This window comes from uncultured Bradyrhizobium sp., from assembly GCF_964252615.1.
GTDB lineage: Bacteria > Pseudomonadota > Alphaproteobacteria > Rhizobiales > Xanthobacteraceae > Bradyrhizobium.
The window spans coordinates 1-15602 of the sequence record NZ_CAXUNQ010000036.1 but is presented as its reverse complement, the minus strand read 5'-3'; the positions used below and the strand labels follow the sequence as shown (position 1 = coordinate 15602).

Sequence of the window (15602 nt, the reverse complement as noted above, 5' to 3'; positions counted from 1 at the left end):
TGTACACGCCGTACCTTCAGCGTGACCCGGTTAGTTGATTTGCAACCCTACCGCGCCGCGTACGGGCTTGCGGTCGGCAGTTCTCGATATTGCGGGCTCCGCGATCGCAAAAATGTTGATCCAGAACTGTCTCCATGATTCCATGCTGTATTCATAACCAAGCCCGAGCTTTTCCAGTCCGGTTCCGCCCCTTGCAACCACCTCCGTATTGATGAGCGCGCGGGTTTTCTCCCGATGTTCGATGTCATGCTCACCGACGTGCAAATCCCAGAAGCGCCAATCGATCTTATCCTTGTGCTCGCGGATAAACGGATTGTCGATCAGATGGGCGTGCAACTGAGCGATATATACCTGGCATACGCATTCTCCGCCCATCCCACGCAGGCCGATGCCGTAATTGCTGCCGTTAACCGGATCGACAAGCCGCCGACGCGCTTCGTCGAGCAAGGCGACATTGGTCGCCAATGCCTCGCTGTTCAGGTCGCGATCGTCTACGCCGATGCTGCTTAGAAACTTGTCATAAAGCGCCGGGTGAGCGCCATTCGACTTACCGCAACCAAGCTCGTCGTACAGAATATCGGCAAGGAAGCTCCTCATTGGACCATCCTCCATTCCGGCGATCAGAAGCGCCAGATCGGTGATGTAATATACAGTGAAATACCTGTATTGAATGAGTAACTCCCGCAGCGTTTCCGGGTCCGCGGTTCTGAGCGTAGAGAACATCGCATTGGCCTGCGCCAGGGTTTCCTCCTGAACGCGATCGGCCGCGGACCAGAATGCATCGGGAGAAATAGTGTCCCACCGAATATCGGCATTGAAATGATTGACGCCGCTGGTGTTGACGTACTCCGTGGTATTCATAGTCCCCTCCGACGCGCTGGCTTATGATGACGTCGATAGATTTCCATTGGCGAGCTTGCTTGTCACCACAGATTTTTTGCAGATATCTCGGAGGTTTTCTATCTTCCGAAGACGGATCTGCCGGGTCCGGGCGGTTGCCGCCGGACCGAATCGGCTCGCAACGCGGCATGGAAGGCCAATAGTGCGCGATGTTCACCGCGCCGTGTGGCCGTGATGCGGGGCGAAATCAAAGTCGCCGCTGCAGTTTTTCTGCTTCGTTCAACGCATTTTTCTAATTTGCCGGAGCGGCTGATATCCCCAATGCTTGCTGCGCGGGTTGCCGGAGTTTGCAACCAACAGTTGTCTGGTATACGTCGATGTACCGCGCATCTTCCGTCGCGCGTACGCGTACCGGGATTCCACGCGACCTAGCCACCTGAACGCCCATCACACGCACATACGGCACACCGCATGCATCTGGCGAGCATCCGATGGATCTGTACGTTCCTCACTCCAACCGCCCGCCAATCGCAAGGGAATCCGATCCATGGCTGAACTCACCCTCGACGTCGCCCGTCTGATTCTGGACGCCGCGTTAACCAGGGCAAACGAGCTAGAACTGAAGCCGCTTGCGGTGGTTGTTCTTGACCAGCGCGGCTGTACGAAAATCTCGGCGGCGCAGGATGGTGCCAGCTTGCTGCGCAGCGAGGTCGCCCATGGCAAGGCTTACGGCTCGCTGGCCATGGGCATGGGATCGCGGGCGATATTCAAGCGGGCACAGGAACAGCCCTATCTGATCAACGCGGTCAATACCCTGGCGCAGGGGAGGCTGGTGCCGGTGCCCGGCGGCGTGCTGATCCAGGACGGGAGCGTTCTGCTCGGCGCTGTCGGCGTCAGCGGTGACTCGTCGGACAATGACGAGATCTGCGCCATCGCCGGCATCGAAGCGGCGGGGCTGAAGGCAAATCCGATGTGACCGGATCGAAGCAGAAGGCTGCCTTATCGGCCACGCAATCCGATCTTGGCCCAGAACGGCTACGCTACAGCTTGAGCCTCATTTCGGTGATCTTTGATACGTGCAACCTCAGCGGTCAGGAACGAAAGGAACGTTTTTATCTTCGCACATGCGACGCTACCGTCCGAACAGATCAGGTAGTATCCGCTGTCTCGCGAAATACCCTTGCCTAGCGGGCGAACCAGTCGACCGGCAAGGATGTCCCGTTCAATAAGCAGAGCTTCGCCCAGCGCTACGCCGTGGCCCTCGATAGCGGCCTTGAGCGCAAGATGCTCGTCGGCGAAACTGAGCCCTCTTTTTACGTCAACACCATCAATCATTTGAGCCTGGCACCATGTCAGCCATCCTTCTCGGAATTCGTCGTGCAGCAGCATGTGGCTATTCAAATCCCGGTGGCTCTTGAGCGGGGGCCCTTCCACCAAAAGCCTTGGACTGCAGACCGGATCGAAGCGCTCCGGCCTGATCAGGATGTTTCGAAAACCCGGGAAATGCCCGGTGCCATACCTGATCACCGCGTCGACCGTCCCCTTATAAATTTCGTCGAGTTCGATCGACGAACTAAGGCGGAGATCGACATGGGGATGATCCTTGAGGAACTGCGGCAGCCGCGGGAAAAGCCACTTCACGGCAAAGGGCGCTTGCACGCCGACCGACAGGATTTCAGCGCTGCTTTTGACGGCAATCCGCTGGGTCGACTCGGAAATGATGCTGAATGCATTCCGCAAAGCCGGCAGATAGGTAAGGCCCGCCTGGGTCAGCGCGATCGACTGGTGCAGCCGCCGAAAAAGCTTGACGCCCAACATTTCTTCAAGAGATTTAACCTGCTGACCGATCGCCCCGGCCGTTACATTTAGTTCATTTGCGGCCTGCTTGAAGCTCAGATGACGAGCCGACGCTTCGAAAGCTCTCAATGCATTCAACGGAGGCATTCGGTAGGACATGTTCAGTTCCGACTTGCATCGATGTCTTCCGTCGCTCAGCGATAAAAATCGCCCACGGCAGCACCGTTCCAGTAGCAATGCATTCTTCGCCGAGCGTCACAAAGATACAATTACCTCTGCTGCCGCAGATGTCAACCTAAGATCGATTCGGCCTTATCGGACAACCTGGTCACGTTGACGCGGACGGTCGGCGATTGTTCGGTGTCGGATGCGGGCACACGGCGTGCCTCCGAACAATCCAGTTCCTTCGGCGGGGGGAAATGATGCGATGCAGAAGAGCTTGCCGCATAGTGGCATGGACGCGGATGGCGCCCGGAGTTGACGAACCAGCCGGGCGCCCGGCTTATACCCCCCGCTCCGGAATCCCGGACCGGAAAGCCACGTGCACGCAGTTGTCGGCGAAGCGCTCTTTGATCCAAGCAGGTGATGCATGCATTACGGGGCCGGCTAACCAACGTCCTGGAAGTTGCAGATAAGGGTCCGGCAACCCCTCAGTTTCTTGTAAGACCAGTTCCTGAGATGGAACTTTGCGAAACAATGTCTTTTCATGCAACGTAAGGGCGAGGAGAAAAACGCATGTCGATTTCGCGACGAAATTTTTTCCTGACGACCAGTCAAATCGGTCTGACCGCCGCCATCGCGGGCTTTGGCGCCGCGCGCCAAGCGCAAGGCCAAATTCAGGTCCAGGGAACTCCGCCCGCCGACCCTGCCGCGACGCCGTCCGGAGCAGAAATTCGCGTGCAACACGCTGCCAAAATTCGTGAACTTGCCGCGACCCAGGCGCTTCCGAAAGTGTCTGCCGAAACGAGTTCGCAGACGTCGAACAAGATCGTATCCTATTCCAAAGGCCTCATGCGCGATGGTGCCGCGCCAGACCAAAACCTTCCGACTGACGCCGCGTTTGAAGCGCTGTCTAATGCCCTTAAGGTGACTTACGACCTTTTGAAGCCTGCCGAGGGTTTCCTCGAATTCGAAAAAGTCGCAGATTTTATTGGTGGCACGGAGGAGAAGGAGAAGCTCAAATTTACAAACCCAATGGCGGGCCTTGCATTCGATTTAGAAGGTTTCGATGCACCGTTTACAAGAATTCGTACATCGCCATTGTTCGAGAGTGCCGAAACTGCGGCGGAGATGGCGGAGCTGTACTGGATGGCGCTTCTTCGCGACAAACCGGTCTCGGCATTCGCGCCCGATACGACCGATCCCGACGTTTTGGCCGCCCTGCATGATCTCAACCAGTTCAGCTGGTTTACACATGCCGGCGGCGCTGGACCCATCGCTCTTGAGCGCCTTTTTCGGGCCGATCTTCGCACCGACAAGAACCAGACGAATGCGGGTTTTGACGGCGTCCAAGTGGGTCCCTACATATCGCAGTTCCTGTTGCGGGGCACCAGCGAGACCGGCGTGCAAACGGCGATTGCAGGACCGCAGCTAGGTGTCGTTAATTTCGGAAGTCTCCGCATCAGCCAGCGTCAGAAGACGGTCGTTGCGGACATCGACTATCTTTTCAAACCGTTTCAAGAAACCAAGGCGCCGGGCGAGTGGTACGGCGTTCACAATGGCAGCCGATCGGCAATCGGCACCGACGCCTTTGACCTACCGAGCGCATTTCCGACGGACCCGCGCGCCGTCGAAACCGTCCTCCGCGATCATTACCGGTTTATCCGAACTCTCCGTGATGGGGCAAACTATGTGCACTTTGATAAAATCTACCAGGAGTACCTGATTGCGGCCTGCATTCTGCTCGCCGGCATTCCGCGGCCGGGGAATAATTTTGTCTCAAGTAACGCGGCGGTTCTCTCGCGTTTTAGCGGCGCCCTGGAACCTGAACCTGTGATTTCAGAGCTCGGCGAGTTCGCCAACACGCTGCTTAACGTCGGAAATCCCTATCGATACGCGAAAGCGCAAGCTGGTTTCGACACCTTCGGCATTACCCACATCGTTACGCTGCTGGCCGAGGTGTGCACGCGCGCGCAAAAAGCTGGTTGGTATCACAAGTGGCTCTGGCGGCGCTTGCGGCCGGAAGAGTTCGGAGCGCGTGTGGACTACACGCAGCGGCAGACGGGGGCCAACCCCTACGGCATCCACCCTGACCTGTTGTCGTCCGCGTTCGGCGACGTGGCCAGACCAATGAACAGCCGCACAGTGCTGGCTAGGATAAAACTGCTGAACCAGAGGCGCGGCAGCAACTCCTATCTGCTTCCCCTGGCCTTTCCGGAAGGTTCGCCGACACACCCGGCATATCCTTCCGGCCACGCCGTGGTCGCGGGCGCCTGCGGGACGATCCTGAAAGCGCTGTTTAACGAGGCCTATATTATGACCAATGGCGCTATGGATGACGGGACGGCCGACCCAAATTCCCCGCCGGCCTTCATGCCCAGTGCTGACGGTTTCACCATCATCCCCGACCGATCGTTGAAGCTGACGGTGGGCGGCGAGATCCACAAGCTTGTCAGCAATATTACGACGTTTCGTGCCATCGCGGGGGTCCATTGGCGCAGCGACAGCATTCAGGGGATCCTTCTCGGCGAGAAAATTGCGCTCCAAGTGTTGTCCGAGCAAACACAGAAATCCTCGGTGTCCACCCTTCCTGTAGCTGTCAGAGAGGCTCCCTTTTACAAAGAACGCATTGAGTCGCAGGATGCGCCCAGAGATCGCCAGAATTCGCCGCCTTTCTTCCGGTTATCGCGCTTCAATGGAGAAGCCGTTGACGTGATCGACGGCAAGATCGTCAAGGTAAACAAGAACGGCAGCACCGATCCCATGAAATGGGTTCACACGACGACTGAGATCGCAAGTGGTACGCTGCTGAAAGAAGTCATCGGATAACCCCATGGCGCGGCAGGGTTGAACGCCGGATAGGCTTGGCGGAAAGCCGCGCTTGCCGATTCGTGAGAAAAATTCTTTTTAACGAGCGCCTGCTCCGACAGCGGATTTGCGCGGCCTTCACTAGCCGGACCCGACTGTACGCCATGCGGCGGGACGGTCGCATAGTAGCGACCGTCCTGCGGTAACAGACGTGAATACTCGATACTTTCATGCGACCCTCCAGAAGAGGAGCGCTTCGAAGTGCGTCACACCAGTTTGAAGAGACTGGAGCGGGCGAAGGGATTCGAACCCTCGACCCCGACCTTGGCAAGGTCGTGCTCTACCACTGAGCTACACCCGCATCCGAGAGATTGGCAGCACGGTAATGCCGACAACGGCCAGAGCTATGCCAAATGCCGCCCCTGAATGCAACAGCCCGAAACGGGGCAAATCGGTCAAAACCGGCGATCGCGAGCAAACCGGCCGGAAATGGCGCGGTGCGCCGCAAATGGTTCGACGAGCGCGGTTTCACGTCACGCAAAGTTCCGGCTCAATTGAAATTTTTCCGTCAGCCGCCATCTATGGCGCTGCGCCGTGTTAGAACGGCGGTCAGCGGCATCAGGCGAGGATCACGTGACCATCATAGAGCAGGGCAGCGGACCGGCACCACAGGCAGCGCCGGACCTTATCAAGGAAACCACGACGCAAACCTTCGTCAAGGACGTCATCGAGGAATCCAAGCGCCAGCCGGTGCTGATCGACTTCTGGGCGCCGTGGTGCGGCCCGTGTCGCCAGCTTACACCGGTCATCGAGAAGGCCGTCCGCGCCGCCAAAGGCAAGGTCAAGCTGGTCAAGATGAATATCGACGAGCACCCGGCGATTCCCGGACAAATGGGCATCCAGTCGATCCCCGCCGTGATCGCCTTTGTCAACGGCCAGCCCGCCGACGGTTTCATGGGCGCGGTGCCGGAGAGCCAGGTCACGGCGTTCATCAACAAACTGACCGCGGGCATGCCTGCCACCGGGGAGCCCGATCTTGCGGAAATTTTGAAGGAAGCCGAAACGCTGCTGGCCGAGGGCGATCCGTCCAATGCCGCCTCGGTATATGCCGAAGTGCTGGCGCTCGACGCTACAAATATTACCGCCCTTGCCGGGCTGGCGAAGTGTTACATGACCACCGGGGCCATCGAACAGGCCAAACAGACCCTGGCTCTGGTACCGGACTCCAAGCGCGAAGACCCGGCGGTCAGGGCGGTGCAGACGTCGATCGATCTTGCCGAGCAGGCCGAGGCGCTGGGTCCGGTAACCGAACTGGAACAGAAAGTCGCCGCAAATCCGCTCGATCATCAGGCCCGGTTCGATCTCGCGATCGCGCTCAACGCCGGCGGCAATCGCGCCGAGGCCACCAGCCAGCTCCTGGAAATCGTCAAGCGCGACCGCAAATGGAATGAGGACGGCGCGCGCAAGCAACTGGTGCAGTTCTTCGAGGCCTGGGGTCCGGCCGACGAAGCCACCATGGAGGGGCGCAAGCGGCTATCGACGATTCTGTTCTCGTAGCAATTCTCAACACCGGAACCGCTCATGCCGATCAATGCCGATTATCGCGGGCCCGGCGATCTCCCGGAAGTGATTCCGGTATTTCCGCTGCCGGGGGCGTTATTGCTGCCGCGCGGACAGATGCCGCTCAATATTTTCGAGCCGCGCTATCTCGCGATGGTCGACGATTCGCTGCGCGACGGTCATCGCCTGATCGGCATGATCCAGCCCGACGTGGCGCATACGAAAAACGAAGACAAGCCGGCGCTGTTTCGGGTCGGCTGCGTCGGCCGCATCACCCAGCTCGCCGAAGCCGGCGACGGCCGCTATATCCTCGAGCTGACCGGGATCGCGCGATTCAAGGTGCAGGAGGAAGTCCCGGCGCTCACCGCCTATCGCCAGTGCAAAGTGGATTATTTCCCCTATCTTGACGACTTCACCGCGCGCAAGGGCGAGGAGGCGGTCGACCGCGAGGCGCTGCTGGCGGTGCTGACGGATTTTCTCAAAGCCAACGACCTGAAAGTCGACTGGGAGGGCGTCGAGAGCGCCCCCAATGAGGCGCTGGTCAACGCGCTGGCGATGATGTCGCCTTACGGCGCGCCGGAAAAGCAGGCGATGCTGGAAGCGCCCGACTTGAAAACCCGCGCGGAAATCCTGATCGCAGTCACCGAGATGGATCTGGCAAAGAAGCGCACCAGTGGGGATACCGGGCTGCAGTAATTTGAACGCCCCGGCGCGGACGCGCGGATCGGGCTCAACACCCCGCCGCCGCCATGGCCACCACCGCGCTCAGCGCCACCCAGCCGAAATGCCGGCCCCGCAGTGCCCAGGCATTGGCGCCCGCGGCAAATCCAAATACCGCCACCATTGTCGCCACGATCCAGTGCCGTGCCGGTTCCGACGCCATCCAGGGCGCGGCGGCCAGCAGCACGCCGCCGCCGATCCATGCCACCGTACCGGCCTGCCACACCAAGCGGATCAGCAGGCGCAACCGCGGCGGTTCGATGGTGGCGCGCGCGACACGCTGGTCTCGCCGAGCATGCCGTGAACCAGCGCCAGGGCGATCGCCGCCAAGCCCGAACATTGCAATAGAAGGTCGCGCATAAATTACCTCCATACATGACTGTATGGTAGGTACACGCCGGGCTGGCGTCCGTCAATACACTACTGTATGGTATGTTGCCGCAGGATGCATCATGGCCGAGCAATTATCCGCGCAGGACTGGGTCGATCAAGGCATCAGGGTTTTGATAAAACACGGTTTTACGGCCTTGAAGGCCGACCCTTTGGCTAAGGCGATGGGAGTTTCGCGCGGCAGCTTTTACTGGCATTTCAAGGATATCGGCGCGTTCCATGCCGCAATTCTGGCGCGCTGGCGCGAGATCGCTGCGGAGCGGATCATTGCCGCTATCGAGGCGGACGCGCCGGCCGGGAGCCCGATGCCGGCGCTGGTGCGCAGGGCGTTCGGCGGCAGGCCGGCGCTGGAAAGCGCGGTGCGGGCCTGGGCCGCGGTCGACCCCGCCGCGCGCGATGCGGTCCAGGCGATCGACCGCCGCCGACTGACCTACATGACGGGCCAGCTCGAACACTGGGGACTTCCGCATGAAATCGCCCTTGCCCGTGCCCAGATCATGTATTGGGCTTTTCTGGGATTTGCGCTATCCGACAAGGCGCTGCAGCGCGCGCGTCAGGACGTCGTGATCACAGAACTGATCCGGATGGCCTTGCGATAAATTCGCGGCATCCGGATATGCTACACCCGCCCTGCGATCCGGAGACCTGCGCGCATGAATTCCCCGCCCGAACGCACTGACGCCGCCGTCGATCCAAAGCTGCTGGAAATCCTGGTCTGTCCGCTGACCAAGGGTCCGCTGGAGTTCGACGGCACGCGGCAGGAACTGATCTCGCGCTCCGCGAAACTCGCCTACCCGATCCGCGACGGCATTCCGATCATGCTTCCGGAGGAGGCGCGGAAGATCGAGTGAGGGTGCGGCAAGCCATTTTCGTCGCCCGGGCTTGTCCCGGGCACCCACGTCTTGAGCGCCGGCGAAGAACAAAGACGCCGGCCGCGACAGGCCCGGCCGTGACGCATAAACGCGGCGATCAGCGCTACAACGCTTCGCCCTTCAACAACCTCGGCATTTCGCCCGATAGGCCTGCGGCTTGGCGGATGAACACGCTTTTCAGCGGCGGCATGCGATCGACCAGCCCGAGCCCGATATCGCGTACGGTACGCAACGCAGTCGACTTGTTCGAAAACAACATGTTCAGCGCGTTGGTGGCAAGGCCCATCGCCATGGTGTCGAAGCGGCGCCAGCGCTGGTAGCGCGCGAGCACGTCGGCCTGCCCAGGATCGATGCCGAGCCGGGCCGCATCGACGATGACTTCCGCCAGCGCGGCGATATCCTTCAGCCCCATGTTGAGGCCTTGTCCCGCAATCGGATGAATCACATGGGCGGCATCGCCGACCAGCGCCAGTCGCTCGCCGATGAAGGAGCGGGCTACGAAATAGCCCAAGGGAAATGCGCGCGGCTGGTCCAGCGCCTTGATCTCGCCGAGGTGAAGCCCAAAACGCTGTTCGAGTTCCGCGTGAAATTCGTCCGCGCTCAATGCCACGATGCGGGCGGCCTCGGCGCGCGCCTCGGTCCACACCAGCGACGAACGAGTGCCTTTCAGAGGCAGAATAGCGAACGGTCCGGCAGGCAGAAAATGCTCCTCGGCGCGGCCGCGATGGTCGCGCTCGTGGCCGACGGTAACGACGATGCCGGATTGATCGTAGTTCCAGCCGTGGGTGGCGATGCCTGCCTGCTCGCGCAATTTCGAACGCGCGCCGTCGGCGGCGACCAAAAGGCTCGCCCCGACGGTGTCGCCGTCGCCGAGCGCCACATCGACCCGGCCGGCGCGCGGCGCGAATCCGGCGACCGCGGTGGCGCGCAGTTCGATACCCTCGGCCTCGGCGCGCTGCACCAGCGCATCGATCAGAAGACGATTCTCGATCATGTGCGCAAACGGTTCGCCCGGCTCCACCTCGCCGCCGAATGTAAGAAATACCGGCCGCGTCGCGTCTTCGAGCTTTGAATCGGTGACGACCATGTCCGTTATCGGCTGCGCCTGACCGGCGACCTGGTCCCAGGTCCCGATCGCTTCGAACAGCCGGCGGCAGGCGGCAACGATGGCGGTGGCGCGGGGATCTTGGCTCGGCCGAACGCCAAGCGCCGGATCGGCGACGACGATCGGGACTGCAGGGCCGAGGCCCTGGCGCAGCGCCAGCGCCAGCGCCAGCCCCGCAAACGCGCCGCCGCCGATGACAATGCTTGGTTGGGCCGACATCTGACGCCTTACTCCCTTGCACCCCGACTATAGCTGGGCGAAACAGGTTCACCAAACAAGGGCTGTGGCATCCGCCACAGGCCGTCATTCCGGGATGCGCGCAGGCCCGGAATCCATAAACACCCGCCGGTTATGGGTTCCGGGCCCGGTCGCTTCGCTCCCGACCCGGAATGACGGTTGAATCGAAAGCGTCTCATGTCCAAGAGCCTGATCGACCTGATTTCCATCCTCGACCTCGAGCCGATCGAGGTGAACATGTTCCGCGGGCGCAGCCCGAAGACGAGCTGGCAGCGGGTGTTCGGCGGCCAAGTGATCGGGCAGGCGATGGTGGCGGCGTGCCGCACCGTGGAAGGCCGGCTGCCGCATTCGCTGCATTGCTATTTCATCTTGCCCGGCGATCCGCAGATTCCGATCGTCTACGAGGTCGAACGGCTGCGCGACGGCAAGAGCTATACGACCCGCCGCGTCACCGCGATCCAGCACGGCAATGCGATCTTCTCGATCATGGTTTCGTTCCATGTCGAGGAGGAAGGCGCGTTCGACCATCAGGACACGATGCCCGACGTGCCGCCGCCGGAGAAGCTGACGGCCGAGGAAGTCGCCAAACAGCCGATGTTCAAAGAAATGCCGGATTTCATCAAACGCTATTACGAATCCGACCGGCCGATCGAATTGCGCCCGGTCGAACTCGGCCGCTATTTCGGCCAGAAGATCGACGACGGTCGCATCCATGTCTGGATCCGCACCGCCTCGAAACTGCCCGACGATCCCGCGCTGCACATGTGCGCGCTGGCCTACGCCTCGGACTTCTCGCTGCTCGATGCCGCGATGGCGCGTTACGGCCGCACCTTGTTCGACCGGCGCATGATGCCGGCGAGCCTCGACCACGCGATGTGGTTTCACCGGCCGTTCCGCGCCGACGAATGGCTGCTCTATGCCCAGGATTCCCCGAGCGCGCGCGCCGGCCGCGGCCTCACCCGCGGCATGATCTTCAAGCCCGATGGTACCCTGGTGGCGTCAGTCGCCCAGGAAGGCTCGCTGCGGGAGCGGAAGGAGAAGCCGGTGGGTTAGAGGCCAGGACACAGCGGCACGTCATGCCCAGGCTTGTCCCGGGCATCCGCGTCTTGACGGCTGACCTGTGAGAAAGACGTGGCGGATGAGCCGGCCATGACGAGTAGCGGCGCAAAAATCTGCGGATAGCCCGATTCGCGGGCATCAAACCGCTTATTTTATGCGCGCGCTGCAGCTAAATTCGGCATAGATAGACTAAACCGCCTTTCCGCAAGGAACCCGCGCCCGCCAGCAAAGCAAGGCCGATCCATGAAACTCGTCGTCGCCATCATCAAACCCTTCAAGCTCGACGAGGTGCGCCAGGCGCTCACCGCGATCGGGGTCCACGGCATGACGGTGACGGAGGTCAAGGGCTATGGACGTCAGAAGGGCCATACCGAAATCTACCGCGGCGCCGAATATGTCGTGAATTTCCTGCCCAAGCTCAGAATCGAAATCGCCGTCGCGTCCGACCTTGCTGACAAGGCGGTGCAGGTCATCACGGCAAGCGCGCGCACCGGCCAGATCGGCGACGGCAAGATTTTCGTCACCCCGATCGATCACGCGCGGCGTATCCGCACCGGCGAGACCGACAGCGACGCGCTGTGAGATTTCTCCGTTTTTGCGAGGAGCACTTGCGACGAAGCAATCCATTCTCCGTCACGCGCGGGCTTGACCCGGCAATCCATCACTTCGCGAGAGTCTTTCGAAGAGGATGGATACATGGGTCAAAGCCTACTGGATGCACACACCTCATCGTCCTTGCCGGCTTGACCCGGCAATCCATCCTTTAAAAGAGTTCTTCCAAGGGTGATGGATACGCGAGTCAAGCCCGGCAAGGATGGAGTCATAATCACCTCCGGCAACGACGCTCGGAGCGCGATCGATAAAACATATAAGGCCGGGGGAAATACCATGGGGACACATTCGTGTCGTGCAGCGACGTTGGCTGCGCCAACCGCTTTCGCGGCGATCGTCTTGGTTGCGACGCCTGCGCTCGCCGAAACCTCGGCCATCAGCGCCGCCGACACCGCATGGATGATCGTTGCCACGGCGTTGGTGCTGATGATGACGATCCCGGGGCTGGCGCTGTTCTACTCGGGCATGGTGCGCAAGAAGAACGTGCTGGCGACCATGGCCCAAAGCCTCGCAGCCGTGGCCATTATCTCAATTCTCTGGGTCGCGTTCGGCTATTCGCTGGCGTTCGTCGGCGACGGGCCGTGGCTCGGTTCGCTCGATCGCTGGTTTCTCGCCGGCATGGAAATGGACAGCGTCAATCCGCTCGCGAAGACGATTCCGGAAGCGCTGTTCATGCTGTACCAGATGACGTTCGCCGTCATCACCGTGGCCTTGGTCGCCGGGTCCGTTGCCGACCGCATGCGCTTCTCGGCCTATCTGTTGTTCTGCATCGGCTGGTTCATGTTCGTCTATGTGCCGCTGGCGCACTGGGTGTGGGGCGGCGGCTTCCTCGGCACCATGGGCGTAATTGATTTCGCCGGCGGACTGGTGGTGCATCTAAGCGCCGGCATCGGCGGCCTGGTCGCGGCCTGGGTGATGGGCCGCCGCTACGGCTATGGCGCGGAAAATCTCGCGCCGTTCGATCTGTCGCTGGCGGTGATGGGCACCGGGCTGTTGTGGGTCGGCTGGTTCGGCTTCAACGGCGGCTCGGCCTTGGGGGCAAATTCGCGCGCGGTGATGGCGATCACCGCGACGCATCTGGCGGCCTGCGCCGGCGCGCTGACGTGGGGCGCGATCGAATGGTCGACCCGGCGCAAGCCATCGGTGCTCGGTATGATCTCCGGCGCCGTGGCGGGGCTTGGCACCATCACGCCGGCGTCCGGCTTCGTCACGCCTTGGCAGGGCATTGTCATCGGCGTAATCGCCGGCGCGGTCTGTTTCTGGGCCTGCACCAGCCTCAAGCATCGCTTCAATTACGACGATTCGCTGGACGTGTTCGGCGTCCACGGCATCGGCGGCATCACCGGCACCCTGCTCGCCGGCGTATTCGCGACTGCGGCAATTGGCGGAACCTCCGGCCTGATCGAGGGCAATCCCAATCAGTTGCTGCTGCAGCTCGCCGGAGTGGCGGTCACGCTGGTCTGGTCCGGCGGCATCAGCTTTGTTCTGCTCAAGCTGGTCGGTGCCTTTGTGCCGTTGCGGGTTTCGCAGCAGCAGGAGCTGGAGGGGCTGGATATTTCCCAGCACGGCGAGGCATTGCAGTAGACCTAATCCCTTGGCCCCTTCTGCTCTTCACGTGGGCACGATTATGTCGGGACTCTGTCATGCCTATTTTTTGAACAGGTCTGATCAGGCTTTGGGCGCGACCGAATACCGCAGGTGCGCGCATTTCACGCAAAGCGCGAAAACGCCCGCGTTCATAACCCGTTAGGGAATTCGTGCCGTCTGGCACGGCATTTGATTCTATCGGTCCTGGCTGTGCCCGTGGTCTGAACTTTTCCGCGTGGTGAACCTCAGTCGAGATCGCCCTGTCGTGTATCGGCAGGGCCAAGCGGGGATAGGACCCATGAAAATTGTTATGGCAATCATCAAGCCATTCAAACTCGAAGAAGTCCGTGACGCCCTGACCGCCATTGGCGTTCACGGGCTCACGGTGACGGAAGTCAAGGGATATGGCCGGCAAAAAGGTCATACGGAAATCTATCGCGGTGCCGAATACGCGGTGAGCTTCCTGCCCAAGATCAAGATCGAAGTCGCTGTCGCCTCGGATCAGGTCGACAAAACCATTGAAGCCATCACCGGTGCGGCAAAAACCGGGCAGATCGGCGACGGCAAGATCTTCGTCATCAATCTCGACCACGCGGTTCGCATCCGCACGGGCGAGGCGGATGCTGCGGCACTGTAGATTTCGCGCACAATCATACCCACTCAGGAGTAAAACAAATGACGTTCAAGCGTCCCTATAGCGCGGGATTGGCAGCCCTTGCGGTCGGCCTTTTTGCTGCGACCGCTGCCTACGCCGAGCCTACCGTCAACAAAGGCGACAATGCCTGGATGCTGACATCGACAGTGCTGGTGCTGCTGATGACGATCCCCGGCCTCGCGCTGTTCTATGGCGGGCTGGTCCGTTCCAAGAACATGCTCTCGGTGCTGATGCAGGTGTTCTACACCGTGTGCATCGTCACCATCATCTGGGCGCTCTACGGCTACAGCCTCGCCTTCACCGGCGGCTCGGATTTCATCGGCGGCTTCTCGAAGGCGTTTTTGATGGGCGTTACCCCGGATTCGAAGGCGGCGACGTTCAGCGTCGACGCCAACATCTCGGAACTGGTGTACGTCTGCTTCCAGATGACCTTTGCGGCGATTACCCCCGCGCTCATTGTCGGTGCGTTCGCCGAGCGGATGCGGTTCGCGGCAGTGGCGCTGTTTATCCCGCTCTGGGTGACGCTGATCTATTTCCCGATCGCCCACATGGTCTGGTATTGGGCCGGACCGGACGCGATCTCGGATGCGGTGAAAGCGCTCGCGGCGGCGGGCGATGCGGCGGCCAAGGCCGCGGCACAGGCCAAGCTCGATGAAGTCAACGCCGACGCCGGCTGGATCTTCAAGAAGGGCGCGATCGATTTCGCAGGCGGCACCGTGGTGCATATCAATGCCGGTATCGCCGGCCTCGTCGGCGCGCTGTTGATCGGCAGGCGTACCGGCTACGGCAGGGAGCTGATGGCTCCGCATTCGCTGACCATGACCATGATCGGCGCTTCGCTGCTGTGGGTGGGCTGGTTCGGCTTCAATGCCGGATCGAACCTCGAAGCCAGTGGCGGCGCCGCGCTCGCCATGACCAACTCCTTCGTCGCGACCGCGGCGGCGGCGCTGTCGTGGATGTTCGCCGAGTGGATCATCAAGGGTCATCCTTCCGTGCTCGGCGCATTGTCGGGCGCGGTCGCGGGACTTGTCGCGGTGACGCCTGCGGCCGGCTACGCCGGTCCGATGGGCGCCATCGTGCTCGGCCTCGTGGTCGGCGTGGTCTGCCTGTTCTTCTGCACCGTGATCAAGAACGCGCTCGGCTATGACGACTCGCTCGACGTGTTCGGCGTCCACTGCATCGGCGGCATCGTCGGCGCGCT

Annotated in this window: 14 protein-coding genes, 1 tRNA gene and 1 pseudogene; 11 read left to right on the top strand and 5 right to left on the bottom strand. The window is 61.1% G+C overall.

From position 1 onward, the window contains the following. Nucleotides 1-30: 30 nt before the first annotated feature. Complete coding sequence (locus ACFE72_RS16920; RefSeq protein WP_375414271.1) at nucleotides 31-861, bottom strand: iron-containing redox enzyme family protein; 831 nt, start codon at nucleotides 859-861, stop codon at nucleotides 31-33. A 526-nt stretch (nucleotides 862-1387) separates the two neighbouring features. On the opposite strand from ACFE72_RS16920, the gene ACFE72_RS16915 reads away from it, so the two are divergent. Continuing rightward, nucleotides 1388-1816: a heme-binding protein gene (locus ACFE72_RS16915; protein ID WP_375414270.1), complete on the top strand. Its 429-nt coding sequence runs from the start codon at nucleotides 1388-1390 to the stop codon at nucleotides 1814-1816. Between the two features lie 59 nt (nucleotides 1817-1875). Here the strand turns inward: ACFE72_RS16915 and gcvA are convergent, their stop codons facing one another. Next, on the bottom strand, nucleotides 1876-2796 hold the full coding sequence (gene gcvA, locus ACFE72_RS16910) for a transcriptional regulator GcvA (protein ID WP_375414269.1): 921 nt from the start codon (nucleotides 2794-2796) through the stop codon (nucleotides 1876-1878). A gap of 576 nt (nucleotides 2797-3372) precedes the next feature. On the opposite strand from gcvA, the gene ACFE72_RS16905 reads away from it, so the two are divergent. After that, nucleotides 3373-5625 carry a vanadium-dependent haloperoxidase gene (locus tag ACFE72_RS16905; RefSeq protein WP_375414268.1) on the top strand — a complete coding sequence of 751 codons (2253 nt, stop codon included), beginning with the start codon at nucleotides 3373-3375 and terminating at the stop codon, nucleotides 5623-5625. A 265-nt stretch (nucleotides 5626-5890) separates the two neighbouring features. On the opposite strand, the gene ACFE72_RS16900 is transcribed toward ACFE72_RS16905, so the two are convergent. Next, nucleotides 5891-5965, bottom strand: a tRNA-Gly gene (locus ACFE72_RS16900). Between the two features lie 272 nt (nucleotides 5966-6237). Between ACFE72_RS16900 and trxA the strand changes: the two genes are divergently transcribed. Both trxA and ACFE72_RS16890 read left to right on the top strand, forming a co-directional pair. Next, nucleotides 6238-7161 carry a thioredoxin gene (gene trxA / locus ACFE72_RS16895; protein ID WP_375414267.1) on the top strand — a complete coding sequence of 308 codons (924 nt, stop codon included), beginning with the start codon at nucleotides 6238-6240 and terminating at the stop codon, nucleotides 7159-7161. 24 nt (nucleotides 7162-7185) lie between these two features. Next, nucleotides 7186-7860, top strand: a complete 675-nt coding sequence (locus ACFE72_RS16890) for an LON peptidase substrate-binding domain-containing protein (protein WP_375414266.1) — start codon at nucleotides 7186-7188, stop codon at nucleotides 7858-7860. 34 nt (nucleotides 7861-7894) lie between these two features. On the opposite strand, the pseudogene ACFE72_RS16885 reads toward ACFE72_RS16890, so the two are convergent. Further along, a pseudogene (locus tag ACFE72_RS16885) lies at nucleotides 7895-8244 on the bottom strand (hypothetical protein). Nucleotides 8245-8336: 92 nt separating this feature from the next. Here ACFE72_RS16885 and ACFE72_RS16880 point away from each other — a divergent pair. Together ACFE72_RS16880 and ACFE72_RS16875 are read left to right on the top strand one after the other, a co-directional pair. Further along, a complete protein-coding gene (locus ACFE72_RS16880) occupies nucleotides 8337-8873 on the top strand; it encodes a TetR/AcrR family transcriptional regulator (protein WP_375414265.1) in 537 nt (178 codons plus the stop codon). A gap of 54 nt (nucleotides 8874-8927) precedes the next feature. Continuing rightward, nucleotides 8928-9125 (top strand): Trm112 family protein, encoded by a 198-nt coding sequence (locus ACFE72_RS16875; RefSeq protein ID WP_375414264.1) that lies wholly within the window; start codon nucleotides 8928-8930, stop codon nucleotides 9123-9125. 124 nt (nucleotides 9126-9249) lie between these two features. Here ACFE72_RS16875 and ACFE72_RS16870 read toward each other — a convergent pair whose 3' ends face one another. Beyond that, nucleotides 9250-10470: a ubiquinone biosynthesis hydroxylase gene (locus tag ACFE72_RS16870; protein ID WP_375414263.1), complete on the bottom strand. Its 1221-nt coding sequence runs from the start codon at nucleotides 10468-10470 to the stop codon at nucleotides 9250-9252. 195 nt (nucleotides 10471-10665) lie between these two features. On the opposite strand from ACFE72_RS16870, the gene tesB reads away from it, so the two are divergent. The 5 genes from tesB to ACFE72_RS16845 all read left to right on the top strand — a co-directional run. Beyond that, entirely contained in the window at nucleotides 10666-11541 is an 876-nt protein-coding gene (gene tesB / locus ACFE72_RS16865; RefSeq protein WP_375414262.1) for an acyl-CoA thioesterase II, read from the top strand. 249 nt (nucleotides 11542-11790) lie between these two features. Continuing rightward, complete coding sequence (locus ACFE72_RS16860) at nucleotides 11791-12129, top strand: P-II family nitrogen regulator (protein ID WP_375414261.1); 339 nt, start codon at nucleotides 11791-11793, stop codon at nucleotides 12127-12129. A 306-nt stretch (nucleotides 12130-12435) separates the two neighbouring features. After that, nucleotides 12436-13743: an ammonium transporter gene (locus tag ACFE72_RS16855; RefSeq protein WP_375414260.1), complete on the top strand. Its 1308-nt coding sequence runs from the start codon at nucleotides 12436-12438 to the stop codon at nucleotides 13741-13743. A gap of 301 nt (nucleotides 13744-14044) precedes the next feature. Continuing rightward, nucleotides 14045-14383: a P-II family nitrogen regulator gene (locus ACFE72_RS16850; protein ID WP_375414299.1), complete on the top strand. Its 339-nt coding sequence runs from the start codon at nucleotides 14045-14047 to the stop codon at nucleotides 14381-14383. A gap of 38 nt (nucleotides 14384-14421) precedes the next feature. Next, nucleotides 14422-15602, top strand: a 1181-nt coding sequence (locus ACFE72_RS16845; protein WP_375414259.1) for an ammonium transporter, incomplete at its 3' end; no start/stop codon positions are given.

Coding starts and splice junctions, on each gene's coding strand:
- ACFE72_RS16920 (WP_375414271.1), bottom strand. CDS start 861: ATGAATACCACGGAGTACGTCAACACCAGCGGCGTCAATCATTTCAAT.
- ACFE72_RS16915 (WP_375414270.1), top strand. CDS start 1,388: ATGGCTGAACTCACCCTCGACGTCGCCCGTCTGATTCTGGACGCCGCG.
- gcvA (WP_375414269.1), bottom strand. CDS start 2,796: ATGTCCTACCGAATGCCTCCGTTGAATGCATTGAGAGCTTTCGAAGCG.
- ACFE72_RS16905 (WP_375414268.1), top strand. CDS start 3,373: ATGTCGATTTCGCGACGAAATTTTTTCCTGACGACCAGTCAAATCGGT.
- ACFE72_RS16890 (WP_375414266.1), top strand. CDS start 7,186: ATGCCGATCAATGCCGATTATCGCGGGCCCGGCGATCTCCCGGAAGTG.
- ACFE72_RS16880 (WP_375414265.1), top strand. CDS start 8,337: ATGGCCGAGCAATTATCCGCGCAGGACTGGGTCGATCAAGGCATCAGG.
- ACFE72_RS16875 (WP_375414264.1), top strand. CDS start 8,928: ATGAATTCCCCGCCCGAACGCACTGACGCCGCCGTCGATCCAAAGCTG.
- ACFE72_RS16870 (WP_375414263.1), bottom strand. CDS start 10,470: ATGTCGGCCCAACCAAGCATTGTCATCGGCGGCGGCGCGTTTGCGGGG.
- tesB (WP_375414262.1), top strand. CDS start 10,666: ATGTCCAAGAGCCTGATCGACCTGATTTCCATCCTCGACCTCGAGCCG.
- ACFE72_RS16860 (WP_375414261.1), top strand. CDS start 11,791: ATGAAACTCGTCGTCGCCATCATCAAACCCTTCAAGCTCGACGAGGTG.
- ACFE72_RS16855 (WP_375414260.1), top strand. CDS start 12,436: ATGGGGACACATTCGTGTCGTGCAGCGACGTTGGCTGCGCCAACCGCT.
- ACFE72_RS16850 (WP_375414299.1), top strand. CDS start 14,045: ATGAAAATTGTTATGGCAATCATCAAGCCATTCAAACTCGAAGAAGTC.